Source organism: Methylobacterium sp. A52T, assembly GCF_053346095.1.
Genome location: NZ_JBKFBI010000016.1, coordinates 1 through 26,270, shown reverse-complemented (window position 1 = coordinate 26,270; position 26,270 = coordinate 1). Strand labels below are relative to the sequence as shown.

At 72.1% G+C, this 26,270-nt stretch carries 25 protein-coding genes and 2 tRNA genes; 15 read left to right on the top strand and 12 right to left on the bottom strand.

Annotated elements, in window-relative coordinates; genetic code table 11:
• The first annotated feature begins 263 nt into the window (after positions 1 to 263).
• Complete coding sequence (gene serA / locus ACLBYE_RS06330; protein WP_447693498.1) at positions 264 to 1,514, top strand: phosphoglycerate dehydrogenase; 1,251 nt, start codon at positions 264 to 266, stop codon at positions 1,512 to 1,514.
• 154 nt (positions 1,515 to 1,668) lie between these two features.
• Positions 1,669 to 2,148, top strand: coding sequence for a hypothetical protein (locus tag ACLBYE_RS06325; RefSeq protein WP_447693497.1), 480 nt, complete (start codon positions 1,669 to 1,671; stop codon positions 2,146 to 2,148).
• A gap of 3 nt (positions 2,149 to 2,151) precedes the next feature.
• On the opposite strand, the gene ACLBYE_RS06320 is transcribed toward ACLBYE_RS06325, so the two are convergent.
• Positions 2,152 to 2,304 (bottom strand): hypothetical protein, encoded by a 153-nt coding sequence (locus tag ACLBYE_RS06320; RefSeq protein WP_447693496.1) that lies wholly within the window; start codon positions 2,302 to 2,304, stop codon positions 2,152 to 2,154.
• Between the two features lie 305 nt (positions 2,305 to 2,609).
• On the opposite strand from ACLBYE_RS06320, the gene ACLBYE_RS06315 reads away from it, so the two are divergent.
• A complete protein-coding gene (locus tag ACLBYE_RS06315) occupies positions 2,610 to 2,825 on the top strand; it encodes a hypothetical protein (protein WP_020092165.1) in 216 nt (71 codons plus the stop codon).
• Positions 2,826 to 3,146: 321 nt separating this feature from the next.
• On the opposite strand, the gene ACLBYE_RS06310 is transcribed toward ACLBYE_RS06315, so the two are convergent.
• The 3 genes from ACLBYE_RS06310 to ACLBYE_RS06300 all read right to left on the bottom strand — a co-directional run bounded on the left by ACLBYE_RS06310 (position 3,147) and on the right by ACLBYE_RS06300 (position 5,135).
• Positions 3,147 to 3,479 carry a hypothetical protein gene (locus tag ACLBYE_RS06310; RefSeq protein WP_020092164.1) on the bottom strand — a complete coding sequence of 111 codons (333 nt, stop codon included), beginning with the start codon at positions 3,477 to 3,479 and terminating at the stop codon, positions 3,147 to 3,149.
• 345 nt (positions 3,480 to 3,824) lie between these two features.
• Positions 3,825 to 4,403 carry an NADPH-dependent FMN reductase gene (locus ACLBYE_RS06305; protein WP_447693495.1) on the bottom strand — a complete coding sequence of 193 codons (579 nt, stop codon included), beginning with the start codon at positions 4,401 to 4,403 and terminating at the stop codon, positions 3,825 to 3,827.
• 72 nt (positions 4,404 to 4,475) lie between these two features.
• The gene (locus ACLBYE_RS06300) at positions 4,476 to 5,135 is read right to left on the bottom strand and encodes a cell wall anchor protein (RefSeq protein ID WP_447693494.1); all 660 of its coding nucleotides are present in this window, start codon (positions 5,133 to 5,135) and stop codon (positions 4,476 to 4,478) included.
• Between the two features lie 476 nt (positions 5,136 to 5,611).
• On the opposite strand from ACLBYE_RS06300, the gene ACLBYE_RS06295 reads away from it, so the two are divergent.
• The 3 genes from ACLBYE_RS06295 (at position 5,612) to ACLBYE_RS06285 (ending at position 7,085) form a co-directional block, all read left to right on the top strand.
• Positions 5,612 to 5,794: a hypothetical protein gene (locus ACLBYE_RS06295; RefSeq protein ID WP_447693493.1), complete on the top strand. Its 183-nt coding sequence runs from the start codon at positions 5,612 to 5,614 to the stop codon at positions 5,792 to 5,794.
• 69 nt (positions 5,795 to 5,863) lie between these two features.
• Positions 5,864 to 6,181, top strand: coding sequence for a hypothetical protein (locus tag ACLBYE_RS06290; protein WP_447693492.1), 318 nt, complete (start codon positions 5,864 to 5,866; stop codon positions 6,179 to 6,181).
• Positions 6,182 to 6,398: 217 nt separating this feature from the next.
• A complete protein-coding gene (locus ACLBYE_RS06285; RefSeq protein WP_447693491.1) occupies positions 6,399 to 7,085 on the top strand; it encodes a BA14K family protein in 687 nt (228 codons plus the stop codon).
• A gap of 122 nt (positions 7,086 to 7,207) precedes the next feature.
• Here the strand turns inward: ACLBYE_RS06285 and ACLBYE_RS06280 are convergent, their stop codons facing one another.
• The 3 genes from ACLBYE_RS06280 to ACLBYE_RS06270 all read right to left on the bottom strand — a co-directional run bounded on the left by ACLBYE_RS06280 (position 7,208) and on the right by ACLBYE_RS06270 (position 8,231).
• Complete coding sequence (locus ACLBYE_RS06280) at positions 7,208 to 7,450, bottom strand: hypothetical protein (protein ID WP_447693490.1); 243 nt, start codon at positions 7,448 to 7,450, stop codon at positions 7,208 to 7,210.
• A 136-nt stretch (positions 7,451 to 7,586) separates the two neighbouring features.
• On the bottom strand, positions 7,587 to 7,811 hold the full coding sequence (locus ACLBYE_RS06275; protein WP_447693489.1) for a hypothetical protein: 225 nt from the start codon (positions 7,809 to 7,811) through the stop codon (positions 7,587 to 7,589).
• 344 nt (positions 7,812 to 8,155) lie between these two features.
• Positions 8,156 to 8,231, bottom strand: a tRNA-Asn gene (locus ACLBYE_RS06270).
• A gap of 268 nt (positions 8,232 to 8,499) precedes the next feature.
• Between ACLBYE_RS06270 and ACLBYE_RS06265 the strand changes: the two genes are divergently transcribed.
• The gene (locus tag ACLBYE_RS06265; protein WP_447693488.1) at positions 8,500 to 8,736 is read left to right on the top strand and encodes a hypothetical protein; all 237 of its coding nucleotides are present in this window, start codon (positions 8,500 to 8,502) and stop codon (positions 8,734 to 8,736) included.
• 320 nt (positions 8,737 to 9,056) lie between these two features.
• The gene (locus ACLBYE_RS06260; protein ID WP_447693487.1) at positions 9,057 to 10,736 is read left to right on the top strand and encodes a methyl-accepting chemotaxis protein; all 1,680 of its coding nucleotides are present in this window, start codon (positions 9,057 to 9,059) and stop codon (positions 10,734 to 10,736) included.
• A 48-nt stretch (positions 10,737 to 10,784) separates the two neighbouring features.
• On the opposite strand, the gene ACLBYE_RS06255 is transcribed toward ACLBYE_RS06260, so the two are convergent.
• The 3 genes from ACLBYE_RS06255 to rocF form a co-directional block, all read right to left on the bottom strand.
• A tRNA-Cys gene (locus ACLBYE_RS06255) sits at positions 10,785 to 10,858 on the bottom strand.
• Between the two features lie 117 nt (positions 10,859 to 10,975).
• The gene (locus ACLBYE_RS06250) at positions 10,976 to 11,854 is read right to left on the bottom strand and encodes an urease accessory protein UreD (RefSeq protein WP_447693486.1); all 879 of its coding nucleotides are present in this window, start codon (positions 11,852 to 11,854) and stop codon (positions 10,976 to 10,978) included.
• A complete protein-coding gene (gene rocF / locus ACLBYE_RS06245; protein WP_447693485.1) occupies positions 11,854 to 12,822 on the bottom strand; it encodes an arginase in 969 nt (322 codons plus the stop codon). The genes ACLBYE_RS06250 and rocF overlap by 1 nt, the downstream gene beginning before the upstream one ends.
• A 415-nt stretch (positions 12,823 to 13,237) precedes the next feature.
• On the opposite strand from rocF, the gene ACLBYE_RS06240 reads away from it, so the two are divergent.
• Complete coding sequence (locus ACLBYE_RS06240; RefSeq protein WP_020092153.1) at positions 13,238 to 15,394, top strand: methyl-accepting chemotaxis protein; 2,157 nt, start codon at positions 13,238 to 13,240, stop codon at positions 15,392 to 15,394.
• A gap of 25 nt (positions 15,395 to 15,419) precedes the next feature.
• On the opposite strand, the gene ACLBYE_RS06235 is transcribed toward ACLBYE_RS06240, so the two are convergent.
• On the bottom strand, positions 15,420 to 16,829 hold the full coding sequence (locus ACLBYE_RS06235; RefSeq protein ID WP_447693484.1) for an ATP-binding protein: 1,410 nt from the start codon (positions 16,827 to 16,829) through the stop codon (positions 15,420 to 15,422).
• Positions 16,826 to 17,581, bottom strand: coding sequence for a response regulator (locus tag ACLBYE_RS06230; RefSeq protein ID WP_020092151.1), 756 nt, complete (start codon positions 17,579 to 17,581; stop codon positions 16,826 to 16,828). Before ACLBYE_RS06230 ends, ACLBYE_RS06235 begins: the two co-directional genes overlap by 4 nt.
• A gap of 124 nt (positions 17,582 to 17,705) precedes the next feature.
• On the opposite strand from ACLBYE_RS06230, the gene ACLBYE_RS06225 reads away from it, so the two are divergent.
• From ACLBYE_RS06225 to ACLBYE_RS06200, 6 genes are all read left to right on the top strand, one after another.
• Positions 17,706 to 18,950, top strand: a complete 1,245-nt coding sequence (locus tag ACLBYE_RS06225; RefSeq protein ID WP_447693483.1) for an acyl-CoA dehydrogenase family protein — start codon at positions 17,706 to 17,708, stop codon at positions 18,948 to 18,950.
• Between the two features lie 126 nt (positions 18,951 to 19,076).
• Positions 19,077 to 20,942 (top strand): glycoside hydrolase family 15 protein, encoded by a 1,866-nt coding sequence (locus ACLBYE_RS06220; protein ID WP_447693482.1) that lies wholly within the window; start codon positions 19,077 to 19,079, stop codon positions 20,940 to 20,942.
• A gap of 130 nt (positions 20,943 to 21,072) precedes the next feature.
• On the top strand, positions 21,073 to 22,332 hold the full coding sequence (locus tag ACLBYE_RS06215) for an aromatic ring-hydroxylating oxygenase subunit alpha (protein WP_447693481.1): 1,260 nt from the start codon (positions 21,073 to 21,075) through the stop codon (positions 22,330 to 22,332).
• 2 nt (positions 22,333 to 22,334) lie between these two features.
• A complete protein-coding gene (locus ACLBYE_RS06210) occupies positions 22,335 to 23,474 on the top strand; it encodes a 2Fe-2S iron-sulfur cluster-binding protein (RefSeq protein WP_447693480.1) in 1,140 nt (379 codons plus the stop codon).
• A 62-nt stretch (positions 23,475 to 23,536) separates the two neighbouring features.
• Entirely contained in the window at positions 23,537 to 25,579 is a 2,043-nt protein-coding gene (locus tag ACLBYE_RS06205) for an oxidoreductase (protein ID WP_447693479.1), read from the top strand.
• An 8-nt stretch (positions 25,580 to 25,587) separates the two neighbouring features.
• A partial coding sequence (locus tag ACLBYE_RS06200; RefSeq protein WP_447693478.1) for a DUF3483 domain-containing protein occupies positions 25,588 to 26,270 on the top strand: 683 nt, incomplete at its 3' end.

Below are 26,270 nucleotides of genomic sequence, written 5' to 3'. Positions count from 1 at the left end.
GTGAGGTCAGTTCAAGGCGGTTTGAACTGCCCGAATATTTGGCAGAGCGATGCCGGCGTCGGTCGAGCCGCGCCCGGACCGGCCGGCATCCGATGAGTCATGCGGGAGCCATGCGGCAGGCCGGGGCCGGGGCTGCGGTCAAGCGGGGCGGTCCGTCACCGCGCCATGTTGCAACGCACACGGAGCCCTCTTATCCCAGGCCCCTCGACTCCAGGGCCTGCCGGCACCGCCCGGCCCGGCCTGCTGCCAGACGATCGACGCCCATGACGCCCGACAAGCTTTCCCTGCCGAAGGACAAGATCCGCGTCCTGCTGCTCGAGGGCATCAACGACAGCGCCGTGGCGCTGATGCGGGCGGCCGGCTACACCAACCTGACCCGCCTGCCGAAGGCGCTGGACCGGGAGGCCCTGCACGAGGCGCTCCAGGGCGTGCACATGGTGGGCATCCGCTCGCGCACGCAGCTCGACGCGGCCGCCTTCGAGGCGGCGGACCGGCTCCTGGCCGTGGGCTGCTTCTCGGTCGGCACCAACCAGGTCGACCTGGACGCGGCGCGCCACCGGGGCATCCCGGTCTTCAACGCGCCCTTCTCCAACACCCGCTCGGTGGCGGAGCTGACGATCGGCGAGATCGTGATGCTGCTGCGCCGGATCGTTCCGCGCTCGGTGGGCGCCCACTCGGGCCGCTGGGACAAGTCGGCGGTGGGGTCGCTGGAGGTGCGCGGCAAGACGCTGGGCATCGTCGGCTACGGCAATATCGGCACGCAGCTCTCGACCCTGGCCGAGGCCATGGGCATGCGGGTGCTGTTCTACGACCACACCGACAAGCTGCGCCACGGCAACACCGAGCCGGTCGAGACGCTGCACGCCCTGCTCACGCAGAGCGACGTCGTCTCGCTGCACGTGCCGGAGACCGACGCCACCGCCAACATGATCGGCCCCGCCGAGATCCGGGCGATGAAGCCCGGCGCCTTCCTGATCAACAACGCCCGGGGCACCGTGGTCGACCTCGAGGCGCTGGCCGCGGCCCTGCGCGACGGCCATCTCAAGGGCGCGGCCGTCGACGTCTTCCCGGTGGAGCCCGGCTCGAACGCCGAAGCGTTCGTGAGCCCGCTCCAGGGCCTCGAGAACGTGATCCTCACCCCGCATATCGGCGGGTCCACCGAGGAGGCGCAGGAGCGCATCGGCTCCGAGGTGGCGCGCAAGCTCGTGGACTATTCCGATATCGGCTCGACGGTCGGCGCCGTGAATTTCCCGCAGGTGCAGCTCCCGGCCCGCCCGACCGGGACGCGGTTCATCCACGTCCAGCGCAACCTGCCCGGCATGCTCGGGCGGCTCAACGACGTGTTCTCCCGCGGCCACGTCAACATCGCCGCGCAGTTCTATCAGACCGACGGCGAGGTCGGTTACGTGGTGCTGGAGACCGACGCCACCGACGCGGATGCCGAGGCGCTGCTCACCGAGATCCGCGCCATCCCGGGCACGATCCGGGCCCGCCTCCTCTACGAGCGCCGCTGACCCCGAGGCGCGCGCGGGAATTTACGATGCGCGCGTGAACGCGGCGGGTCTTGCCGCGTTCGTCTTGCGCGGCCAAGCTGGTCGTTGTTCAAGTCATGGACGGTACCATCGACGGCCTCGGCCGGTCGAGCGCCCGGCCGGCGGAGGAATTGCGGTGACGAAGCGTGTAGCGTGCGCATGGGCCGGCCTCGTGCTCGGCATCGTCGGGTCGGTCTCGGTCGTCTCCGGCGCGTCGGCGGATTGCCTGCGCCGGGTCTACAACCGGTCGAACCTCGTTCTGGTCGCCCGACAGGACGGCGGCCCGCCCGCCACGCTGCTGCCCGGCCAGTCGCTCCCGGTGCGGCTGGCGCGGCCGGGCCAGATCGACATCGCGGCCTATTGCGGTGCGCCGGGCGCGGGCGGGACCCCGGTCACCCAGCGGACCTTCGATTACGAGGCGGTGCTCGACCGCTGCTTCGTCCGGTTCGGGGGCGACCTGTTCGTGCCGCAGATCGGGCGCGGCTTCATCGGTCTCCAGGAGACGGCCCCGTTCACCGTCAACAACCCGCGCCAGGGCGACATCATCCTCGGTCCCGCGGCCGGCGCGTCTTGCCCGCTGCCGGCCGGAGCGCCCGTGCTGAGCCGCCGGGGTTGAGCGTCAGAGATAGTGCCGGAAGACGACGCCCGCGTCGTCGGTCGCGCCCGCTTGCGGGGGCGACTCCGGCCCGATGAACGGGCTCGCGAGGCGCAGGGCCACGAGTCCGAGGGCTGCGAGCGCCGGGGCGAGCAGGCGGAACGGGCGAGCGAGCATGGGCGCCTCCGTCGCGCCGCCGATCCCGCCCGCGTCGTGCGGACAGACTGGGTGCGCCTGTGAAGGATCGCACCTTACGGCCGAGCTGGACGTGCCGAAGCGCACATGGGTAACGTTAAGGTCGTGCCCGGATCGCGGTGCCGGCGGGGACGACGTGACGGTCGGGCGCTTGCGTCCATCACCTCGCTGGCAAGTCCGCCGATGCCCTCCTATGCTGCCCACATCGGGGGCTGCCTGGGATCGCGCTGCACGGGCCGCGGCGGCGCTTCCCGAGTAGAACCGACTGCGTGAACGAGGACGCGCGTATGCTGACCCAGACAGGCAACTCGATTCTCCGAGGCGATCTCGGCGTCGAGGAGACCACCGAGTCCGACAACATCGTCCGCTGGGACGGCGAGCGGCTCTACGTGGAGCAGGACGTCTACCACAACGGGCAACTGGTTCACCGCAAGTATCGCCGCACCGTCACCGAGCCCGTCGCCCACGCGCTCTGGGCGATCATCAACCGCGCCAAGCAGTGAGCTGGCAGTGAGTTGGCGGGCGCGTCCCGGACGCGCCCGCCCGATCCGGGCTTCCGCCAGCCCCGGCCGCGCCGGAGCGGAGCCTCGCGGACGTGTCCGGTCGGCCACGGCGGGTCGGGGCCGGATCTTCGAGCGGTGCGGCAGGAGACGCCGCCTGTATCGGTTGCGCGGCGGGGCGTTCGGTCCCGGATTCCGGTTCCTGCGTCCCAGATCCCCGCTGTCCTCGACGATCCCGCGGCGGCGCGTCCCTGCCCGAGGCGCGCCCGCACCGACATCCCGTCCGCGCCAGGCGCTCCGGGCTCGGCCCGAGACCGCGCGCAGCTAGGCGGCGACGGCCGCCGTCGGTGCGACGAGGGTGAGATGGGCCGGCCGCAGCGCCTCGAGGCGGTCATGGGCGTTGTCGAACGCGGCCCGGATCGTCGTGCCCGCGTCCTCGACGGCGACCAGCACCGCCAGCTTCTGGGCGGTGGCCCGATCGGCGAGACCGCGCGCGGCCGAGACGAGCGACTGCTCCAGGCTCAGGAATTCCGTCTCGGCATCTTTCCCGGCCTCGCGCGCCACCGACGCGAGGCGGTCCAGTACGGCTTCCAGGGCGTGGCGCAGGACAAGCGTCCGCACGCGCTCCTGCAGGAGCGCCCTCTCGTCGATCTTCATCGGAATCGGTCCGGGTTCGGGAACACGGCCAAGCTCTCATACTTCCGGGCCGTGTGCAGCCACCTTTTTGCAACAGCGCAATACTGTCTCGCGACATGAGCGCTCCGCGGGTTCAACGTCTCGCGGGCCCGATCCGGCACAGTTGTTCTACAATCGTGTGTCGAGTATTTGGGCATTTCCAGAATCGAATGCGCTGTCTCGACAGATTCAGCGCACAGAAACGCCCGCGTGGAGGCCCGGTTCGCCGTCCGAATACCTCCGCTCCGGCAGGGGCGATGCTGGCGGCCGCACCGCTCGAGCCACCGTCCGACCCGGGCCCGCGGCGTCCGGAGGGCGGTCCGCGGGTCAGTACGGCGTGCCGCCCCGGCGCCGGTCCCGCAGGGCCTCGGCGTGCCATTCCAGCTCGTCGAGGAAGCGGCCGGCCGCCGCCGTGAGCCAGGGCTCGGCGGGGACGCCCTGCGCGTCGATGACCTTCTGGAGTCGCGGGATCGGCAGAAGGGAGGGGATGCTGGACATGCCCATCTCGGCGAGCATGGCCCGCAGCGGCATCGCGGCCCGGACGCCGCCGAACTGGCCGGCCGAGTAACAGCAGATGGCCGAGGGCCGCCAGAAATACTCCTCGAGGAAGTGATCGAGGGTGTTGGACAGTGCCGGCGGCACACCGTGGTTGTACTCGGCCGTGACCACCAGGAAGGCGTCGGCGCGGCGGAAGAGGTCGGCGCAGCGCTGCAGGGGCTCCGGCGCCGTCCCGGCCGGGTATTCCTTGTACATCCGGTCGAGGAGCGGGAGCGCCAGCTCGGCCGGATCCACCAGGGGGGCGGCGTGGCCGCGGGATTCCAGCTGCGCGATCAGGAAGCGCGCGGCGCGGATGCCGATGCGGTCGGTCCGAACGCTGCCGAGGATCACGGGGACGGTCAGGGCCATGGCGCTCTCCGGTTGCCCCGATCATGCCAGAGGCGGCCGCGCCGCTCCAGCCGCGGGCCCGGCCCGGGATCGTCAGGCCTTGGTGGTGCTGGTCAGCGCGGCCGCGATGCCGAGCGGTCCGCCGGCCGCGTAGGCGGTCACCGCCTTGGTCACCTGCTGCAGGAAGGATTGCAGGTCGCTGCCGCTGCCGCTGCCCGTCGCCGTCGCGGGATCGGCGGTCGCGGTGGCGGACGTGCTCGCGGACGTGCTCGCGGACGAGGTTGCGGACGAGGCCGCGGACGCGTCGGTCGCGGTGCCGGCCTGGGCCGCACCCTCACTCTGCTCGGCATCCGACACCGGCCGGTGACCGTGATGGCCGCGATGGTGATGGACGGCGGGCGCGCCGCCCGCGGCCTGACCGGGCGCCGTACCCGTGGCGGTGCCGGTCGTCGACGAGTCGTCGGCGTTGGCCGCGGCTTCCGCGGGCGCCGTGACGCCGTTCTGCAGCCCCATCTGGCTGAAGTCCGACTGCAGCTGGAGGAGCGACGCCATCAGGTCGTTCGACAGGGTCGGCGTCGAGGCCGTCCCGGTCGACGGGGCGGTGTCGTCCGCGGCCGCCTGCTTGCCGGTCTCCTGGCCCGCCGTCGCGGCGGTGCCGACGTCGAGGCGGGCGGCGTTCGCCGCGCGCGCCTGCCTGAGGGCGCTGACGAGGTCCCGCTGGAGTGAACTGCCCGAAACCGTGTTGACCGACATGGTACGCCTCCGCGACCGCCCTCACGGTGGACAGGCACGGGTCGTTCCAGAATTTTCCCAATGATTTCAGCGGCGCATCCGGGTTCTCGGCCGGCAGGATCGGCCGAGCGGCAGAATCTGCCGGCCGCGTCGGCCGACAGATTCCGCATCGGCGGGGATCCGGTCGGGTCGCGCGCGCCGGTCGTCGCGACGGCGCAGGTTCTCGGGCGGTGTCGCCGTCGCCGCCACGGAGATCCGAGCCTGTTCGCATCGTCTCGCGCGGAATCTCGAACAGCCGCGACGTGCCGCCGTCGTCGCGCGATTGTCCGAAGTAGAACAGTAGACCAATCGCCCCATCGCGGTCGCGATGAGCGGAGGTGCGTGTGTCGTTCTATTCGCGAGCCTCGGCTCAGCTCGCGAGCGTGGCCGGAAAAACTGCGCCCGGAACGATGAGGACCCTGTCGGGTTGGCTCCTTACTGGCCACCACGAGGTGCACATGTCGACCAAGCCACCGCCCGTCCCGCCGGCCAACCGATCCGACAAGGGCCCCGGCAGCGCCACCGAAGCGCCGCTCACGCAGGGGCGCGCGGGATCCCAGACCAAGGATCCGGACAAGGTCGGCCAAGCCGGAAACTCCAAGGTGAATACCACCAACCAGGGCTATCAGCAGGATCGCTGACCGCCCGATCCGCGCGGGCACCGCGCGCCGCCGTGCCTGAGACGTGATGATCCGCATCGGAGAATGATCATGGCGAATGCCAGTCGGCACAAAGTCGGTCCCGGCGCTCAGGGCAAGGGGACCGGATCCGGGGCCATGTCTGACCTGCCCGAAGGCGTGCTGCCGGAGAACATGGTGCTCAGCAACCGCGACAAGTCGCGGCACAGCGACGAGCGCGGTCTGGACAGCAAGAACGTGCAGACCGAGCAGTACCAGGACCACGCCGGCAACCGGCAGGCGGTCGCCGAGACGGGCGCCGACACCGACGGCAACACGAGCGGCCTCGCGAACCCGAAGACGGACGAGTCCGGGGCGCAGAGCAGCCTCAAGGGCCAGCAGCACTCGTAGGCCTCCGGCTCACGATAGGGGCGGCGCTCCGCGCCCAGTGCGCGCGGAGCGGCGAACGTCCGGCGGCGCCGACCGTGTCGTCTTCGCGGTCCTGCCCGCCCACCGATGCAGCGACACGCGCCGTTATCCGATCTGTCGCGGGACAAAAGGAAGCGGGATTGGCCGTCTCGGGCGCGACGTTGATCAGAGTAGACGCAACAGAGCCTGAGTGGCGACCATGAACACGACAGTCACAGCGATCGCGTCGGCAATCCTTGCCGGCGCTCTTCTCGGGGCACCGACCGGAGCCCGGGCGCAGGCGGGCAGCTTCGCCAACCACGGCTTCGGCAACCACAATTTCGGCGCCGCGGCCGTCGGCGGCGGCGGCTTCAGCAGTCCCGGCGTCGGGGCCGCCGCCGCGGGCGGCGGCTTCGCCAACCGGGGCTTCGGCAATCACGGCTTCGGGGCGGCTGCCGGTGCCGGAGGGGGTAGCTTCGCCAATAACGGCTTCGGCAACCACAATTTCGGCCGACCGGCTGTCGGCGGCGGGGTCGCCAATCCCGGGTTCGGGCACGGGCTCGGCGCCCACCGGGGCTTCGGTCATCATCGCCATTACGGCTACAATCGCGGCTACTACGGCCGCCCCTACGGCTACGGCTACGGATACGGACGGGGCGGATACGGGCTCGGCGGGCTCGGCCTCGGCGTCGCCGTGGGCGGTCTGTACGGCGGCTACGGTTATCCGGGATACGGCTACGACACCGGGTATTACGGCGGTTATGCGCCCGTAACGTACGGCTACGCCGACACCGAAACCTACCGTGTCGCGGACGACGACCGCTACTGCGCGCGCCGGTTCCGATCCTACGACCCGCAGAGCGGAACCTATCTCGGCCGGGATGGACGTCGCCACCGCTGCCGGTGAGCCGCGACCGTCCTGACGACGGCCGCATCCGGCTCGGACCATCCCCGCCGACGCCGCGGCGTCGGCGGGGATGAAGGTGCCATCGTCACGACCGGCCGGATCGGCGCGGCGGATCGCCGGCGCTAGGCGTCCGCCTCGCTCGCGTCATCCCCGCCGGTCGCACCCAGTGCGGGCCCAGGCCGATACGCGTCGAGCGTCGCGTAGGCATCGGTGTCGGTGAGCCCGAGCCGTTCCATGTCGGTCAGGAAAGACAGGATGTCGGCGTCGACCGGCTCGCCGCTCTCCTTGCGCTCGATCAGAATATTGACCAGCTCGAGGGCGCTGATCGACGTGGCGCTGGGTTCGTTCGCATCGGGGAAAGCCATGGCCAGTCTCTCGCATGAGGGCTCCGGGAACTAGGTCACCGCGAGGCCATCGGCCACACGCGACGGCCGTCGCGGTCGATCAAGGTCGATCACGGTCGATGTCGCCGCGCGTTCCGATAGCGCGGTGCCGCGTCCGTCACATCGTCGGATGCGAGTTCGGCGGGCTCTCGCGATACAGGGCCTCGTGCTGCCACGTGGGTTGATGCGCGTCCGGTCCCACGTGCCGGCCGACATACAGGGACGCGAGCAGGCCGAGCAGGAGGAACAGGCCGATGGTCACCGCGTCCGGATGCCGGCGCGCGCTGTGGATGCCGAAGCACCCCAGCGTGAAGACGGCCGCCAGGGTCAGGGAACCGAGCATGCCGCCCGACATCGGGATCACCGCCGTGCCTGTCGTCGTGGCTCAGCGCGCCGCGCCGCGTCGGGGCGAGCGGCACGGCCGCGCGACGTAGACGTTCGAGGACGCGCGAAACATCCCGCCATCCGTCGGCGGCACCGCGCGCCGGATCCCGCGGGGAGTGTGGAGGATCGATCCGCGACGGCACCGGTCGGCAGAGGTGCCGGCACGCCCGCATCGCGCCAGTCGAACACGGCGCGTCGCACGTATTGCCGGATCCCGGAACCGCAACGCTGTTCGCGAACCTCAGAACCCGGGACGGGTGCGAGAGCCGAAAACTCAGTTCGATCAAGATGTTGGTAAGTGGATGGCTCCCCGAGCAGGACTCGAACCTGCGACAAGGCGATTAACAGTCGCCTGCTCTACCAACTGAGCTATCGGGGATCACGAGGGGGTCTCTACACATCGGGATGGCGGGACGCAAGGGCCTCGATGCACGATCCGCGTCCAAACCGACGCGCTGCGCCCCCCGACACAGCGCATGGCGCCTCCCGCGGAGGTCGGGAGGCCCGGATTGTGACTGATCGGCAACATCCTCGCCGGGGCCCGTCGCCGGTTCCGCCGGTCCGCGACCGGTGGAAGTCATCCGTCTGTCGTCTCCCGCTCCTACGGGGACCGCCTGCCGGCGCGCCGGTGTGACGACCCTGCCGCTATGCCGACCCATCGCTGCCTCGACCCACAGGACCCCTACGCCGAACGCGAGGTGCGCGTCGCCTTCGAGTGGAGCGCCGACCATCCCCGCCTGATCGCGGCCCTGGACGAGCACGAGGCCGATATCCTCCCCGACCTCGTGGAGGTCCAGCGCGACGATCTCCGTCGCGAGATCGTGGCCGCCCTTCCGCTTCCGGAGCCGTGCATCCCAGGCCGGACCGAGATCCGCCTGCCGTGATCGTCGACCCGTGTCCCGCGCGCGGTCGGGCTCGCGGCGATCCAGCTTCGTCCGGGCGAAACCAGTCCTCCTGCCTGCCGACGCACCTGCCGACGGCGCCCGCGAGACAGCACTGACCATCCGGCACCGGCCGAGATCCGCGAAGGATTCCTCCGGTGATCCCCTAGATCCTGAGGTTGAACCGGCCGCGCGCTGGCAAAAATCTTGGATTGTCAGAGTATAATATAAACGTTTTTGCCGGCTATATTTATCTGTTCAAAAAGATTTGCTTCGATATAGCTGCGGTCACACGAATCTCCGGCCAGAAGCGGCTCGTCGCCATGCGCATCTCACTCGGGCTGAAGCTCTCCGCGGTGATCGGGCTGCTGGGCCTGGTGGCGATCGGCATCGCTGCCTTCGCGGTTCGACAATCGAATTGGGAGCAGGAGCGGGCGGCCGCCACCGACCGGATCTGGAACGCCGGCCTTCAGGCGGGCGCCCTGGGGCAGGCGATCGAGCACGCGGTCGTGCAGGCCACGGCCCTCTACACCGCGGAGGACACGACGGAGGCGCGCACGCGGCTGTCGGCGCTCCACGACGCCCTCGCCACCGTGGAGCAGGTGCGGGTGCCCTTCCTCGAGGCCATGGAGGATCAGCTCCCCGCCGACCGACGGCGGCGGTTCGACCTCTTCGTCAAGGAATTCATCGCCTACCAGACCGATACGGCCGAACTCGGCCTCACGGTCTCGCCCAAGGCCGCGCTGATCCAGGCGACCGACGAGGCGACCGTGAAGAACCGCGAGCGCATGGTCGCCGAGATCGGCATTCTCGGACGGGAGGTGCTGAACCGCCTGAACGCCCGCCGGGCCGCGGACGCGGCCGACCGCCGCCAGGCGCGGATCACCCTGGTGGCCGTGCCGGCCGCGTCGCTGGCGTTCGGCCTCCTCGCGGCGATCTGGATCATCGTGAGCCAGGTGCGGCGGCCGCTGCATCGGCTCAAGGACGGGATGACGGCGCTCGCCGCCAACGATCTCGGCCGCGCGATCCCGTTCACGCATCGCCGCGACGAGATCGGCGAGATGGCAGCCGCCATCGCGGCGTTCCAGACGGCGCTGATCGAGAAGCGCGACCTCGACGCCGAGGCGCAGGCGCGGCGCGACCGCGACCGCAGCCGGGCGGAGGCGCTGGCCGCGGCCACCCGCACCTTCGAGGCCGAGACGCACCGCGCCGTCACCGATCTCGCCGACTCGGCCGAGGCGATGCAGGCGGCGGCCGACACGCTCTCGGGCAACGCGGGGGCGATGGCGGCCGAGTCGGCCGTCGTCGCCGGGGCGTCGGAGCAGAGCGCCGGCCTCGTCGACAGCATCGCCAGCGCCGCCGAGGAGCTCTCGGCCTCGGCGCGGGAGATCGAGGCGCGGGTCCGTCACACCAGCGCGATCGCCACCTCGGCCCTCTCCGACACGCAGGGCCTCAAGGAGACGGTGATGAGCCTCTCGCAGGCGGCCGAGGAGATCGGCGCCGTGGTCACGCTGATCCGCGAGGTGGCCGAGCAGACGAACCTCCTCGCGCTCAACGCCACGATCGAGGCGGCCCGCGCGGGCGCCGCGGGGCGGGGCTTCGCGGTGGTCGCCGCGGAGGTGAAGGCGCTGGCCGGCCAGACGGCGCTCGCCACCGACCGCATCACCGGGCAGGTCGGGGCGATCCAGGGCGCCACCGGGCGCACGGTCGGCGCCATCGGCACGATCGGCGAGACCATCGCGCGGATGAGCCTGATCGCCTCCGAGGTCGCGGACGCCACCGACCAGCAGGGGCAGGCCAGCCAGGAGATCGCGCGGGCGATCTTCGGCGCGGCCGCGGAGGCCCGGCAGGTCTCCGAGAGCGTGGCGGGCGTTCAGGCTGCGGCCGCGTCCAACGAGGCGCATGCCGGGCAGGTGCGCGGCAGCGCCGCCCGGGTCAATGCCGGGACCCACAGCCTGCAGCGGGCGATCAAGACCTTCATGGTGGAGGTCCACGGCGCCTGACGGGCGCGCACCGGCCCCTTACGACCGGCACAATCTGTCTGGGAAGGATGGAGGCCTCGCCCGGAATCGAACCGGGGTGCAAGGATTTGCAGTCCTCTGCGTAACCACTCCGCCACGAGGCCTTCCCGAACGGCGCTGCCGTCCCGTCCGGAGCTTGGCGGACAGCTCCGGGTGCGCGTCTCTAGCAGAGGTCGGCGGTCGCAGGCAACGGCCCCGAGGCCCGGATCGCGCGGACCGCGTCAGCTCTGCCAGACCCGCGGCATCGGCAGGCCGCGGTAGCCCGCGAGGAAGCGGGCGACGACCCCGCGCAGGGGCCCGACCGCGTCGCCCAGCGCGCGGACCGCCAGATGGCCGTTCCAGGCGCTCGCCGCCGCTGTCGTCCCGGGCGACGCGGCCTCGGCCAGCCGGGTCCGCGCCTCCTCGAGGCGCGCCTCCGCCCCGGGGGAGACGTCGAGGATCGTCGCGCAGGCGCGGGCGCCGCCGCCGATGGCTGGCCGGGCGAGGTGGTCGCTGATCGGCCCCTCCAGCAGGAGGTCGTCGGCGTAGGCGAGGCGCCCGCCCCGGCGGATCCGCCAGGAATCCGCGAACAGCCCGTCGGCGATCCGCTCGCCCCGGGCGGCGCGGCCGAACGCCACGACCTCTACGGCGAGCAGCGCGGCCCCCTCGGCGAGATCGGCCGCGAAGCGCCGCCGCACCCGGGCCCGATCGAACAGGATCGTCTCCTGCGGCAGCCAGGCGAGGCCGGCCCCCTCCCCCAGATGCAGCGTGTTGACGATGCGGCTCACGGGGCCGTCCGAGCGATAGATCTTCTCGGCCGCCGTCGTGGTCAGAACCAGCGCGGCGCCCGGTTCGAGCGTGAGGTCGATGGCGAAGGTGTCGCCGCAGGCGACGCCGCCCGCCGTGTTGACGAGGACCGCCTCCGGCGCGCCGGTCCCCCGGGGGAAGCGCAGCCGCGACGGCCCGGACTCGGCGAGATCCAGGATGCGGGTCGCGTGTCCGGGATGGGCCGGCCCGACGCGCAACCGGACCCGCCCGTCCGAGCGCTGGCGCGCGGGCGCGTTTTCGGGCGCGGCTTCGAGCCGCTCGGGTGCGGGTCCGGGCGTGCGAGGGCCGTGCATCAGGCGCGCCCGGCCGGCTCTGCGGGCACGGCCTCGATCGGCAGGGTCGGCCGGTCGAGGATGCGCCGGCCGAACAGGCTGGCCACCAGCTCGACGAGCACCCGGGCACTGCGGCCGCGCTCGTCCAAAAAGGGGTTGAGTTCCACCACGTCGAGGGAGCGGACCAGACCGGAATCGTGGAGCATCTCCATGATCAGATGGGCCTCCCGGAAGGTGGCGCCGCCCGGAACGGTGGTGCCCACGGCCGGGGCGATCGACGGATCGAGGAAGTCGATGTCGAGGCTGACATGGAGGTGCGCGCCCCGCGCGGCGACGCGGTCGAGCACCCGCCGCAGGGGCGCCACGACGCCGAACTCGTCGATCGTGCGCATGTCGGTGACGCCGACCCGGCGCGCCGTCACGAGGGCGCGCTCGCCGGCATCGATCGACCGGAGGCCGAACAGGTGGACGTCGGCGGGCGGCAGGGGCGCCGGCGCCGGCTCGGCGAAGAGCGGCGGGAAGCCCGGCTCGCCGCACAGGGCGGCGAGCGGCATGCCGTGGACATTGCCGGAGGGCGAGGTCGCCGGCGTGTTGAAGTCGGCGTGGGCGTCGAGCCAGAGGACGAAGACGGGCTGACCGCGCCGCGCGCAGTGCCGCATCACCCCGTCGACGGAGCCCAGGGACAGGCTGTGATCGCCGCCGGCGGTCAGCGGCAGCGCCCCCGCGTCGAGGGCGTCCTCGACGGCGCGGGACAGGGCCCGCGTCCAGGCGGCGACACCGTCCAGCCCGCGCGTCCCGGCGGGCCCGTCCGGGGCGACGTCGCCGCGATCCGCGATCGCGTGGCCGAGCTCGGCGAGCGCCCGCACCAGCCCGGCCGTGCGCAGGGCCGCCGGGCCCATGAGGGCGCCGGCCTCGCTGGTCCCGACCTCGATCGGCGCCCCGATCAGCGCGATGCTGCGCGCCCGGTCCGGCTCGTCTTCGCCGCTCATCCCACCTCCGTCGCCGTCCCGAAGCGCCCGTGCTCCGCGGCCGCTCTACCACCCGGACTCATAACCGGCCGATGACGCCGACCGCGAGACGGGATCGGCCAGCAAGATCCGTGACGGTGTGTCCGGGGCGGCCGCGGGACGACGAGCTGGCCGAGACGGGCTGACCGAAACTTGGCCGGATGCCGCGCATCCCTCAACTCCGCGCGGATGTCCGTGACGACCCGCGCGGCGAAATCTTGCCGGAGCGGGCGTTCGACCATTCATAACTTGGAATCATGGTGCCCGAACAGCTCTTTAAGTTGTATGTTCCGCATGTGCTCAAGTTTTGAGCGGTGTATCGGTGTTTACGAGATTTTTATAAGGATTGGGCGATCGGTTCACGTCAGACCAACCTTCGAAAGAATACAGGGGCATCATGATCTCGCTATCGCGGCTGAGCACGCGCCTTCCCGCGACGACCGTCGGCCTGGCGCTCCTGAGCGCCACAGCCATGGGCGGATTCAGCTGGTACTCGGCGCGGGCGGGCCTGATGACCGCGGCCCACGAGCGCCTCGAACTCGCCGCGGCGGCGCGCCGGGACGCGATCGAGCTGGTGGCGGATCGGGCGCAGGCCGACTTCCTGGCGGTGGCGGCCCACCCGCAGATCGTCTCGAACTTCCCCGACCTGCTCGAGAACCTCGACCCGGCGAAGCCCGACACCGAGAGCGTCATCGCGGCGTTCCGCGCGCCGCAGACCGCCGAGGCGCGGGTCGCCCTCGACGGCAGCGGCATGTCGTCGATGTATGCCCGCCGGCACGTCAAGGTTCAGGAGGTGGCGCGCAAGCTCGTCGCCCAGCCGGGCTACGCCGACCTGATGTTCATCGATGACAACGGCCGGATCGACTACACCACGACGAAGGGCGCCGATTTCGGCAAAGCGGTCACGGAGGACGGCTTGGCGGGGACGGCGCTCGCGCGCCTCGTCGAGCGCCTGAAATCCGCCGACCCGGGCGCGGTCCTGTACGAGGATTTCGCCGCCTACCCGGTGGACGGGGTCCCGGCCGCCTTCCTCGGCCGCGCCATGACCAAGCGGGCCAACGTCGCCATGGGCACCGCGCAGGCGGCCGAGCGGATCGGCTTCATCGTCATGCGGGTCACGCCCGCCCTGTTCGACCAGACGCTGTCGAAGCGGACCGGTCTCGGCGACACGGGCCAGATCCTGGCGGTCGGCGCGGACGGCCTCCTGCGCAGCAACCCGCCGCTGAACCCCGGCGTCCGGGCCGGCGCGGGCCTCGCCGGGATCGGCCTCGCCGCCGATCGGGTCAAGGCCGGCGGTCCCGTCGACTTCGCGGCGGAGAACGGCACCCACATGGCGGCCGCCTCGCCGGTGACCGTCCTGGGCGCGCCCTGGACGGTGGTGGCGGAGCAGACCCAGGCCGAGGCGATCGACGCGGTCCAGGCCCTGTCGCGCACGCTGATCCTGACCGGCCTGTTCGTGCTCGCCGGAACGGCCCTGCTCGGCCTGCTGCTCGCCCGCTCGATCGTGGCGCCGCTCGGTGCCCTCACCCGCGCGCTCAAGGCCCTCGCCGATCGCCAGGCGCTGACCGACGTGCCGGGCAGCGCGCGGCGGGACGAGATCGGCGACATCGCCCGCGCCGTGGTCACGATCCGCGACATGTCGCTGGAGGAGGCCGCCCAGCAGCTCCAGACCACCGAGGCCGCGCGCCTGCGCGAGGAGCAGAGCCGGCGCGCCATGCTCAAGCAGCTGGCCGACGGCTTCGAGCACTCGGTCGGCGGCATCGTCGAGGGCCTGACCGGCGCAGTCACGGAGCTTCAGGGCGCCTCGGACACGATGCGCGCCGCGGTCTCCAGCACCTCCGAGCGCTCGACCAGCGTCGCCGGGGCCGCGCAGCAGACCTCCGACAACGTCAACACCGTGGCGGCCGCGGCCGAGGAACTCGGCGCGACGGTCCAGGAGATCGGCCGGCAGGTCGAGCAGGCCGCCGGCATGTCCGCCACCGCCGTCGGCGAGGCCCGCCGGGCCGAGCAGACCATGACCGACCTCGCCGCCGCCGCGACGCGCATCGGCGACGTGGTCGGCATGGTCTCGACGATCGCCGGGCAGACGAACCTGCTGGCGCTCAACGCCACGATCGAGGCCGCCCGCGCCGGGGAGGCCGGCCGCGGCTTCGCGGTGGTCGCCGCCGAGGTCAAGGAACTCGCCGCCCAGACCACCCGCGCCACCGAGGAGATCAGCCGTCAGGTCGCCTCGATCCAGACGGTAACGGGCGACGCGGCCGGGGCGATCCAGGGCATCACCGCCCAGATCGAGGCGATGAACCAGGTGTCGACCAGCATCGCCGCCGCGGTGGACCAGCAGGGCGTCACCACGCAGGACATCGTCCGCAGCATGGGGCAGGCGTCGGCCGGCACCGGCACGATGACCCTGGAAATCGCCGAGGTCGCCCGGGTCGCGGGCGATGCCGGCGAGGCCGCGGACTCGGTCGCGCAGGCGTCCGACTCGCTGGCGACGCGCTCGGAGCAGCTCCGCGCCGAGGTGGCGCAGTTCCTCCGCAACGTGCGGGCGGCGTAGAACCGGACGCGATCCCGAGGCGGCCTCAGGCCGCCTCGGCCGGGAGCGGCGCGGGCTTCTGCGCCGCGCGCCCCGCGAAGGCCTGGGCGGCCAGGGGCAGCTCGATCGCCGCGCAGAGCCCGCCCTCGGGGCGGTTCTCCAGCCGCAGGCGCCCATTATGGGCCTCGACGATGGCCTGCACGATCGAGAGGCCGAGGCCGAAGCCGCTGGCCTCGTTGAGATTGCGCGCCCGGTCGCCGCGCACGAAGGGCTGGAGCATCGCCTCGCGCTCCGCCTCCGGGATCCCCGGGCCGTTGTCCAGGATGCAGACCCGGACGCCGCGCTCGGAGGCCTCCATCTGCACGTCGGCCCGGCCGCCGTACTTCACGGCGTTGTCCACGAGGTTGGTCACCGCCCGCTGGAGTTCCTCGGGCCGGCCCTGGACCAGGACGTGCCGGCTGCGGCTGACGCTGACCGGGGCGCCGAAATCCGAGAAGTCGTCGCAGACCGTCTGCACCACCGAGGCGAGGTCCACGAGGCTGTGGCTGTTCGCGTCGCGGATCTGGCCGTCGCGCACGAAGGAGAGCGCCGCCTCGACGAGGCCGTTCATCTGGTCGAGGTCGCGCAGGGTCGAGGCCCGGGCGTTCTCGTCCTCGATGAACTCGGCGCGCAGGCGCAGCCGGGTGATCGGCGTGCGCAGGTCGTGGCTGATCGCCGCCAGCATCTGGGTCCGGTCGTCGATCAGGCGGCGGACGCGCGACCGCATCCGGTCCAGCGCCCGGGACACGGCGAGCACCTCGCGCGGCCCCGCCTCCGGCAGCGCCACGTGGTCGTCGCGGGCGCCGAAGGCCTCCGCCGCGCCCGCGAGCCGCTTCAGCGGCGCCGTGAGGGCGCGCGTGGCCCAGACGCAGAGCAGCGCCAGCGTCAGCGCCAGGAACACCACGGTGAAGATCAGCGCCCCCTGGCGAGGACCCCTCAGGGGATCGTTCGGCAGCGTGGCCTGGAGCTGAGCCCCCGTCGGCGTGACGATGCCGACATGCAGGCGCGCGTTCGAGCGGTCCTGCTCCGGATCGGCGGCCGAGAGATCGGTGATCGTCACCGGCCTGCCAGCGCCGTTGCGCAGCTTGCGGATCACCGGCAGGTCGGGCGGCGACGCCGCCCCGGCCGGCGCTGTCCCGTCCCAGGGCTCGACGTGGATCAGCGGCAGGCTGCGTCCGCTCGCCAGCAGGGCCGGTCGCGCCGCCGGATCGGCGGCGTCCATGAGCCTCACGAGGACTCCGAGGCGGCTCGCGGCCACACCCGGCAGCGTGTCGGGATTCTGCGATTCGTGCAGGATCAGGAACGCCGCGGTGGCGACCACGTGGGCCACCGCGATGCCGGCGACCACGAGGAGCGCGATCTGGCCCGCGATGGTCTTCGGACGCAGCCGCGCGCGGAGGCGCCCCAGGCCGCTCATGACCGCGTGACCTCGGGCGTGAACAGGTAGCCCCCGGACCGGATCGTGCGGATGAATTCGGGGTTGCGGGTGTCGCGCTCGATCTTCTGGCGGATCCGGGAGATCAGCACGTCGATGCTCCGCTCGAACGGGCCCGCGGCGCGGCCCTGGGTGAGGTCGAGGAGTTGGTCCCGGGACAGCACCCGCCCCGGCCGGAGGCACAGGGCGTGGAGGAGGTCGAACTCCGCACCGGTGATCGAGATGCGCGCACCCTCGGGCGAGAGGACCTGCCGCAGGGAGACGTCCAGCGTCCAGCCCGAGAAGTGCAGGCGCCGCCGCTCGTCGGCGTCCGGCGCCTCGGCGGCGACCCGGCGCAGGATGGCGCGGATGCGGGCGAGCAGCTCCCGCGGGTTGAACGGCTTGGCGAGGTAGTCGTCGGCGCCGAGTTCGAGGCCGAGGATCCGGTCCACGTCCTCGGATTTCGCGGTCAGGATCAGGATCGGGATCTGCGAGGTGCCGCGCAGGCGCCTGCACAGGCTCAGGCCGTCCTCGCCGGGAAGCATCAGGTCGAGCACGATGAGGTCGATCCGCGCTTCCGCCAGGACCCGGTCCATGTCGGCGCCGTCGCCGGCCAGGGTGACGCGGCAATCGTTGCCGCGCAGGTAGCGCGCGATCAGCGCCGAGATCTCCCGATCGTCCTCGACGACGAGGATGTGGGGTGTTGCGGGTGCGCTCATCGCGAAGGAGTCGGTCTGCGGTTCGGCCTGCATCATCAAGCTATTATGACCCCGTCCGCCGATTATTCGAAGATGGGGCACGGAACCATTTTGTAAGCGCGTGTTTCCCGCACGGACCTGAACTGAGTTGCCGCACGGCGTCACATCGCAGGGGGGAACGATGACCGGAACCGAGGATCGGAAGGACCTGATCGCGCCGAAGCCGCCGGAACTCGCCTCGCCCTGGCGCACCGAGGCGCGGGCGGCGCTGCAGGCCGAGGCCCGGGCCTTCGCCCGCGACACCGTCCTGCCGCTCGCCGACGAGCTCGACCGTCACAAGGCCGAGATGCCGCGGTCGCTCATCGACGCCATGGCCGAGAAGGGCTGGTTCGGCATCACGATCCCGGCGGAGCATGGCGGCCTCGGGCTCGGCGTGTTCGAGTACTGCCTCGTCTCGGAGGAGCTGGCCCGGGCCTGGCTCTCGGTGGGCAGCATCCTGGCCCGCGGTCAGGGCCTCGGCACCCAGACCCTCGACCCGGACCGCCGGGCGGAGCTGCTCCGGCGCTCGGCCCGGGGGCAGTGGATCGGCTCGATCTCGCTGTCGGAACCCGATGCCGGGTCCGACCTCGCCGGCGTGCAGACCCGGGCGGTGCGCGACGGCGACCGGTGGCGGATCACCGGGACCAAGCGCTGGGCGGGGTTCGCCAAGGGCGCCGACTTCATCGAGGTCCTGGCCCGGACCCGCGACCCGGAGCCGGGCGAGTCGCGCTCGGCCGGCCTCGAGCCGTTCCTCGTGCTCAAGGAGCGAGACAGCTTCCCGCCCGGCGTGACCGGCCGGGTGATCGACAAGATCGGTTACCACGGCTTCCAGACCTTCGAGCTGAGCCTGGAGGACGTGTGCGTGCCCGAGAGCGACCGGCTCACCGGGCTCTACGGCGACCAGGGGGCGGACGCGGATTCCGGCGGGTTCGCCGCCGTCCAGCGCGGCCTCAACATCGCCCGGGTGCACACGGCGGCCCGGGCCGTCGGCGTCGCCCGCGCGGCGGTCGAGGATTGCCAGAGCTACCTGCAGGAGCGCGTCCAGTTCGGACACCCGATCGGCGACTTCCAGGCGCTGCGCTTCGCGCTGGCCGACATGGCCGCTGAGGTCGCGCAGGCGCGGGCCTTCTGGCATCAGGTCGCCCACCTCCTCGACCAGGGCGAGGCCGCTGAGAGCGAGTCGGCGATGGTGAAGCTCTTGGCCACCGAGATGGCGGTGCGGGTCACCAACCAGGCGATGCAGCTCCACGGCGGCAACGGCTACACCACCGAGCGCCGGGTCGAGCGCTACTGGCGCGACGCGCGGCTGACGACGATCTTCGAGGGCACGAGCGAGATCCAGCGGCGGATCATCAGCGACCGCATGCTGCCACGGCCCGGGGCCTGACCGACCGGGAGCGATCGCGCGTGGCCGTGCGGCGAATCGTCGATCGGGACTCCCCGCCCGGCGCCGCCCGGCTACCTCAGGACTCTGTCCTGCCCGGCGGACCGGGTGCCGCCATCCGGAAGCCCCGTGTCGAAGCCCATCAGCGATTACGCCCTCATCGGTGACACCCATTCCTGCGCGCTGATCGCCCGGGACGGCTCCATCGACTGGCTGTGCTGGCCGCGCCACGATTCGCCGGCGCTGTTCGTGAAGCTCCTCGACGACAAGAAGGGCGGGGCGTGCAGCCTCGCCCTCGACGGGCCGACCGGGAGCGCGCGCCGCTACCTGCCCGACACCAACATCCTGGAGACGACCTTCACCACGGAGACCGGCCGGGCGCGCCTCGTCGACCTGATGCCCGTCAACCCGCCGAGCCCGGAGCCCGAGGAGGGGCCGGACGGCGAGAGCGAGAGCCGTCTGATCCGGCTGCTGACCTGCGAGCAGGGCCGGGTCTCGGGCGTGTTCCGGGTCCGCCCGACCTTCGACTACGCCCGCCGCCCGTGCACGCCGCTGGTCGAGGGCGGGTCGGTCCTGTTCGAGGCCGGGGACTGGCGTGTGCGGGTCAACGCGCACGCGTGCCCGACCCTCGCGGGCGACGCGGCCGAGGTCCGCTTCGACCTCGCGGAGGGCGAGACCGCCTACCTGGTCCTGACCCACGGCGAGGATCAGGACGAGGCCTGCATCGAGGATTTCGCTGGCGCCCAGAGGCGGCTGGAGTCGACCGCCGATTACTGGCGCCGCTGGTGCGCCCGGAGCACCTATCGCGGCGCCTACCGGGACGCGGTGATGCGGTCCGCCCTGTGCCTGAAGCTGCTGACCTACTCGCCCTCGGGCGGGATCGTCGCCGCGGCCACGGCCGGCCTGCCCGAGGCGGTCCCGGGCAACCGCAACTACGATTACCGCTTCACCTGGATGCGGGACGCCGCCTTCACGGTTACCGCCTTCGTGATGCTGGGCTACGTCCGCGAGGCGTCCGAGTTCCTGCGCTTCCTGCGCGAGCGCGACGGCACCTTCGGGCGGGAGACGCGGCTCATGTACGGCATCGCCGGCGACATGCCGCCGGAGGAGGCGTTGAGCCACCTCGCCGGCTGGAACGGCGTGGGGCCGGTGGTGATCGGCAACATCGCCGAGTGCCAGGACCAGCACGACATCTACGGCGAGCTGATCCGCGCGCTGTGCGTCTTCCTCGAGGCGGTCGATTACGACCCGCCCGAGAAGGTCAACGACCGGTTGCCGGAGGTGCTGGACAACCTCACCGCCCGGGCCATCCGCCACCGCCACGACGCGGATAACGGCATCTGGGAGCTGCGCACCGGGCCGCGCCAGCAGGTCCACACCAAGGCGATGATCTGGGTCGCCCTGCGGGACGCGGCCCGGATCGCCCGCAACATCGCGGGCGTGCCGGAGGCGAGGATCGCCGAGTGGGAGCGGATCGCCGCCGAGATCCGGTCGGAATACCTGGAGAAGGGCTGGAACGCCGAGAAGCGGGCCTATGTCGGCGCCTACGACTCGCACCACCTCGACGCCGCGGTCCTGCGCGTCGCCCTGTTCGGGGCTCTCGACCCTCGGGAGCCGCGCATGCGCGATACCCTGGCGGCGGTCGAGCGTGAACTGGGCGTCGGCGACCTGATCTACCGCTACCGCATGGAGGACGGGCTGGAGGGCGACGAGGGCACGTTCACGGCCTGCGCGTTCTGGCGGGTCGGCTGCCTCGCCCTCGACGGGCGGACCGGAGAGGCCAGGGCCGCCTTCGAGCGGCTGATCGCCCGGTGCAACGATGTCGGGCTGCTCGCGGAGGAGATCGACCCGGCCACCGGGGCGCAGCGCGGGAACACGCCGCAGGGCTTCTCCCACATGGCGCTGATCAACGCCGCGCTGCGGCTGGAGGACAGCATCGCGCGCTCCGGCGTGGACGACGGCGCGGAGACCGTCACCCGGTCGGCCGCCGAGTAGCGGCGCCCCGGCGCCCGGCACGGACCGGTCCGCGCCACGTCGCGGTTGACCAAGCGAGTGTCGCTGGCGTGGCAGCGGGCGGTCGGTCCGGCGGCGATAGTTTCGGGGCCTGAATGGCTCCGGAGGTCCCATGCTCGACGTGACGCCGACCCCTCTGCAGCGTCTCCTGCGCGAGCGCCGTCGCGGCTACAGCCTGCCGGCCGAGTTCTACCTGAGCCCCGAAGTCTTCGAGGCCGACATGGCGGTCATCTTCGGCCGCCACTGGATCTACGTCGGCGTCGAGCCCGACGTGCCGGAGGCCGGCGACGTCATGGTCGTCGACATCGGCAAGACCTCGGTGGCGATCGTCCGCGACGACGACGGCGCCGTGCGGGCCTTCCACAACGTCTGCCGCCACCGCGGCGCGCGGCTCGTCCACGAGGAGAAGTCCACCGTCGGCAACCTCGTCTGCCGCTACCATTCCTGGACCTACGACCTGACCGGCGCCCTCATCCACGCCGACCACATGGGGCCGGATTTCGAGCGCGGCTGCCACGGCCTCAAGCCGGTCCACATCCGCTCCCTCGAGGGCCTGCTGTTCGTCTGCCTCTCGGACGACCCGCCCGCCGATTTCGACGCGGTGGCGGCCCGGCTCGGCCCCTACATCGCGCCCCACAACATCCGCGACACCAAGGTCGCCTTCCAGAAGGACATCGTCGAGCCGGGCAACTGGAAGCTCACGATGGAGAACAACCGCGAGTGCTACCATTGCGGCGCGAACCATCCCGAGCTGACCGTGCCGCTCTTCGCCTACGGCTTCGGCTTCGCGCCCGAGGAGATGGACGAGCACGACCGCGCCCAGGCCGAGCGTTACGGCTGCCTGCTCCGGACGCGCCACGGCGCGTGGGAGGCGGAGGGGCTGCCGTCGAAGGAGATCGACGAGCTCGACACCATGATCACGGGCTTCCGCACCGAGCGGCTGCCGCTCGACGGCGAGGGTGAATCCCACACGATCGACACCAAGGCCGCCTGCCGGAAGCTCCTCGGCAGCCTGACCAGCGCCAAGCTCGGTGGCCTCTCGGTCTGGACGCAGCCCAATTCCTGGCACCACTTCCTCGGCGACCACATCGTCACCTTCGCGGTGCTGCCGCTCGACGCCGAGCGCTCGCTCCTGCGCACCAAGTGGCTCGTCCACAAGGACGCGGTCGAGGGCGTCGACTACGACCTCGCCAACCTGACCGGCGTCTGGGAGGCCACCAACGACCAGGACAGCGAGCTCGTCGGCATCTGCCAGCAGGGCGTGCGCAGCCCGGCCTACGAGCCCGGCCCGTACTCGCCCCACACCGAGATGCTCGTGGAGAAGTTCTGCACCTGGTACGTCGGCCGCATGGCCGCGCATCTGGGGCGCTGATCGTGGCTCCGGCCCCCGCCAGGGTCCCCGGATCGGCCGAGCCGGCCGCCGCGTCGCTCGCGGCGTCCGCGCCCTGGGATGCCGAGACGGACGACGTCCTCACCTGCGTCGCGGTGCGGGCCGAGACGCACGACGTGAAGACTTTCGTGCTCGCCGCCCGCGAGCCGCGGACGTTCCGCTACCTGCCCGGCCAGTTCCTGACCTTCGCCTTCGAGATCGGCGGGGAGACGCTCCACCGCTGCTACACGATCTCCTCGGCGCCGACCCGGCCGCACACCCTGGCGATCACCGTCAAGCGCGTGGCCGGCGGCCCGGTCTCGAACTGGCTGCACGACAACCTGAAGCCCGGCGACACCGTCCGGGCGCTCGGTCCGATGGGCGAGTTCTCGTGCTTCACCCATCCCGGGGCGAAGTACCTGCTCCTGTCGGGCGGCAGCGGCGCCACGCCGATGATGGCGATGGCGCGCACCCTCCACGACCTCGGGGCGGGCCGCGACGTGGCCTTCGTCCATTCGGCGCGCAGCCCGGCCGACATCGTCTTCCGGGACGAACTCGCCCTGATGGCCCGCCGCGACGCGGCGCTCAGCGTCCACGCGATCTGCGAGGCGGACGCTCCGGGCGAGGCCTGGACGGGTCCGCGGGGCCGGCTGACCCCGGCGCTCCTGCGCGAGACGGTGCCCGACTTCCTAGAGCGCACGGTCTTCGTCTGCGGCCCCAAGCCCTACATGGACGCCGTGCGGGCGATGCTGGCCGAGGCCGGCTTCGACATGGCCCGGTACCACGCGGAGAGCTTCGACTTCGGCGCCCTGCCGGAGGCCGAGCAGGAGGCCGGCCGCGTGGCGGAGCAGGCCCTCGACGACGCCCCGGCCGCCGGCGTGCGCAGCTTCCGGGTCGAGTTCGCCAAGACCCGCCGGGTGCTCGACTGCCCGGAGGACATGACGGTGCTGGACGCGGCCCGCAAGGCCGGGATCCGCCTCCCCTCCTCCTGCGCCAAGGGCCTGTGCGGCACCTGCAAGTCGAAGGTGGCCTCCGGCACCGTGGCGATGACCCACGCGGGCGGCATCCGCCAGCGCGAGATCGATGCCGGCATGGCCCTGCTGTGCTGCTCCAGGCCGACGAGCGACCTCGTCATCGAGCGGTGAGGCCCGGGCCGCGCCCGGCTCCTCCCCGCATCGCACACCCCCTCGCCTTCGGGAGTGCTCCCGTGATCGCCAACGCCGACGCGCTGCTGAAGCCCCTGACCATCAAGGGGCTGACCATCCGCAACCGGGTGATGTCCACCAGTCACGCGCCGGGCTACGGCCGCGACGGCAAGCCCCAGGAGCGCTACCAGCTCTACCACGCCGAGAAGGCCAGGGGCGGGATCGGGCTGACCATGTTCGGCGGGTCGTCATCGGTCGCCCCCGACAGCCCGGCCGCCCCCTGGAATCAGATCTCCGTCGCCGACGACGCGGTGATCCCGTACTTCCGGCAGTTCGCCGACCGGATCCACGCCCACGGCGGCAAGCTGATGATCCAGCTCACCCATATGGGCCGCCGCACCAAGTGGGACACCGAGCACTGGCTGCCGACGCTCGCGCCCTCGCCGCGGCGGGAGCCCGCCTCCCGCACCCTCCCGAAGGAGATGGAGGCGGAGGACATCGCTCGCGTCGTGCGGAGCTTCGCGGCGGCCGCGCGCCGCTGCCGCGAGGGCGGCCTCGACGGCTGCGAGGTCTCGGCCGCCCACGGCCACCTGATCGACCAGTTCTGGTCGCCCGCGGTGAACCGGCGCACCGACAAGTACGGCGGCAGCCTGGAGAACCGGATGCGCTTCGGCATCGAGGTCCTGGAGGCGATGCGCGCAGAGGTCGGCGACGCCTACGTCATCGGCATCCGCATGTCCGGCGACGAGATGATCGCCGACGGCCTCTCGCAGGAGGATTGCCTCGCCATCGCGTCGGAATACGCGAGGCGCGGCCTCGTGGATTTCCTCAACATCCTGGGCGGGCAGGCGCGGGACCACATCGCCCACGCGATCTCCCTGCCCAACATGTCGTTCCCGGTGGCGCCGTTCCTGTTCCTGCCGAGCGCGATCAAGCGCGAGGTCGACGTGCCGGTCTTCCACGCCCAGCGCGTCACCGACCTCGCGACCGCGGCCCGCGCGGTGGCGGAGGGTCACGTCGACATGGTGGCGATGACACGGGCGCACATCGCCGACCCGCACCTCGTGCGCAAGCTGTCCGAGGGCCGGGCCGACGATATCCGCCAGTGCGTCGGCGCGGGCTACTGCATCGACCGCATCTACGTCGGCGGCGACGCCCTGTGCATCCAGAACGCCGCCACCGGCCGCGAGGCCACGATGCCCCACGAGATCCGCCGGGCGGATGTCCGTCGCCGGGTCGTGGTCGTCGGCGCCGGGCCTGCCGGGCTCGAGGCGGCCCGTGTCTGCGCCGAGCGCGGCCACGCGGTCGTGCTGTTCGAGAAGGGCGCCCAGGCCGGCGGACAGATCACCCTGGCGGCGAAGGCCGGGTGGCGCGAGGCGATGTCGGGCATCACCCGGTGGCTCGTCGCCCAGGTCACCAAGCTCGGCGTCGACCTGCGGCTGAACACGGCCGCCACCGAGGAGGCGATCCGCGCCGAGAACCCCGATGTGGTGATCGTCGCGACCGGCGGCAGCCCGTCCCGCGGCCACGCCAAGGGGGCGGAGGCGCACGCCGTAACCACGGCCGAGGTGCTCTCCGGCGCTGTCGAGCCGACCGGCTCGGTCCTGCTCTACGACGAGATGGGCCAGCACAACGCCGCCTCGGTCGCCGAACTCCTGGCCAAGCGCGGCTGCCTCGTGGAGATCGCCACCCACGACCGGATGGTGGCCGAAGAGGTCGGCACCACCAATCAGCCGATCCACCTGCGCGAACTCTACCGGCTCGGCGTTGTGTTGACGCCGAACATGGAGCTGATCGAGATCTATCCCGAGGGCAACCGCTTCGTGGCGGCCCTACGCAACACCATGACCGACGCCGAGGAGGAGCGCCTCGTCGACCGCATCGTGGTGGAGCACGGGACGCTCCCGGTGGACGGCCTCTATCACGGCCTCAAGGCCGGCTCGGTGAATCGCGGCCAGACCGACCAGGAGGCCCTGCTCCGCGGCGAGCCGCAGCCCTTCGACCTGTCCGGGGGCTACGCCCTCCACCGGATCGGCGACGCCGTGGCCGGGCGCAACATCCACGCGGCGCTCTACGACGCCCTGCGGCTGTGCAAGGACATCTGAGCTCAGCCATGGCCGGTCCCGTCTCTCTGGCCACCGTGTTTCCCGGCCTCGTCTGGGCGATGGCGGCGCTGGCCCTCGTTCAGGTCGCGCGCCGGGCGACCCTCTGGCGGGCCGGGGCGACGGCCCCGGTGGCGTGGCTCGACGGCCTCGCCAAGCTGCCTCGGCGCTATCTCGTGGACGTGCACCACGTCGTGGCGCGGGACGCCTACGCGTCGCGGATGCACGCGGTGGTGGCAGGCGGCCTGCTCGCGGCCTCGGTCCTGACGGCCCTGGCGATCCTGCCGCCGCTCGGCGAATCCGCGCCCTACTGGATCCTCGTCGCCCTGGCCTTCGGCGTCACGGCCGCCGGGTCGCTGCTCGTCGGCGCGCGCCGCTACCCGCGCAGGACGCCGCGCCTCTCGGTAGGGCGGTTCCAGATCCTGCCCGTCCTCCTCCTCGCCTACGCCCTCGGCGGCGCGGTCACGGCCCTGGCGCTGGCCTCCGGCGGCGGCGGCCTCCTCGCCCCGCTCGCCCTGGCGCTCGCGGCGGCCGGCGGGCTCGGCCTCGCCTTCGAGGTGCGGCACGGCCCGATGCGCCACGCGGCGGCGGGCGCCCTCCACCTCGTCGCCCATCCGCGGCCCGGCCGCTTCGCGGGGCGGCCGGACACCGCGCTCCAGCCCCTCGCCCTCGAAGCCCCGCGCCCCGGCGCCCC

Excerpts from the sequence above, each read along its gene's own strand:
- ACLBYE_RS06300 (WP_447693494.1), bottom strand. The coding sequence starts at position 5,135 with ATGTCGGTCAACACGGTTTCGGGCAGTTCACTCCAGCGGGACCTCGTC.
- ACLBYE_RS06240 (WP_020092153.1), top strand. The coding sequence starts at position 13,238 with ATGATCTCGCTATCGCGGCTGAGCACGCGCCTTCCCGCGACGACCGTC.
- ACLBYE_RS06265 (WP_447693488.1), top strand. The coding sequence starts at position 8,500 with ATGCCGACCCATCGCTGCCTCGACCCACAGGACCCCTACGCCGAACGC.
- ACLBYE_RS06315 (WP_020092165.1), top strand. The coding sequence starts at position 2,610 with ATGCTGACCCAGACAGGCAACTCGATTCTCCGAGGCGATCTCGGCGTC.
- ACLBYE_RS06320 (WP_447693496.1), bottom strand. The coding sequence starts at position 2,304 with ATGCTCGCTCGCCCGTTCCGCCTGCTCGCCCCGGCGCTCGCAGCCCTC.
- ACLBYE_RS06285 (WP_447693491.1), top strand. The coding sequence starts at position 6,399 with ATGAACACGACAGTCACAGCGATCGCGTCGGCAATCCTTGCCGGCGCT.
- ACLBYE_RS06305 (WP_447693495.1), bottom strand. The coding sequence starts at position 4,403 with ATGGCCCTGACCGTCCCCGTGATCCTCGGCAGCGTTCGGACCGACCGC.
- ACLBYE_RS06275 (WP_447693489.1), bottom strand. The coding sequence starts at position 7,811 with ATGCTCGGTTCCCTGACCCTGGCGGCCGTCTTCACGCTGGGGTGCTTC.
- ACLBYE_RS06235 (WP_447693484.1), bottom strand. The coding sequence starts at position 16,829 with ATGAGCGGCCTGGGGCGCCTCCGCGCGCGGCTGCGTCCGAAGACCATC.
- ACLBYE_RS06225 (WP_447693483.1), top strand. The coding sequence starts at position 17,706 with ATGACCGGAACCGAGGATCGGAAGGACCTGATCGCGCCGAAGCCGCCG.
- ACLBYE_RS06260 (WP_447693487.1), top strand. The coding sequence starts at position 9,057 with ATGCGCATCTCACTCGGGCTGAAGCTCTCCGCGGTGATCGGGCTGCTG.
- rocF (WP_447693485.1), bottom strand. The coding sequence starts at position 12,822 with ATGAGCGGCGAAGACGAGCCGGACCGGGCGCGCAGCATCGCGCTGATC.
- serA (WP_447693498.1), top strand. The coding sequence starts at position 264 with ATGACGCCCGACAAGCTTTCCCTGCCGAAGGACAAGATCCGCGTCCTG.
- ACLBYE_RS06295 (WP_447693493.1), top strand. The coding sequence starts at position 5,612 with ATGTCGACCAAGCCACCGCCCGTCCCGCCGGCCAACCGATCCGACAAG.
- ACLBYE_RS06280 (WP_447693490.1), bottom strand. The coding sequence starts at position 7,450 with ATGGCTTTCCCCGATGCGAACGAACCCAGCGCCACGTCGATCAGCGCC.
- ACLBYE_RS06215 (WP_447693481.1), top strand. The coding sequence starts at position 21,073 with ATGCTCGACGTGACGCCGACCCCTCTGCAGCGTCTCCTGCGCGAGCGC.
- ACLBYE_RS06310 (WP_020092164.1), bottom strand. The coding sequence starts at position 3,479 with ATGAAGATCGACGAGAGGGCGCTCCTGCAGGAGCGCGTGCGGACGCTT.
- ACLBYE_RS06250 (WP_447693486.1), bottom strand. The coding sequence starts at position 11,854 with ATGCACGGCCCTCGCACGCCCGGACCCGCACCCGAGCGGCTCGAAGCC.
- ACLBYE_RS06290 (WP_447693492.1), top strand. The coding sequence starts at position 5,864 with ATGGCGAATGCCAGTCGGCACAAAGTCGGTCCCGGCGCTCAGGGCAAG.
- ACLBYE_RS06230 (WP_020092151.1), bottom strand. The coding sequence starts at position 17,581 with ATGATGCAGGCCGAACCGCAGACCGACTCCTTCGCGATGAGCGCACCC.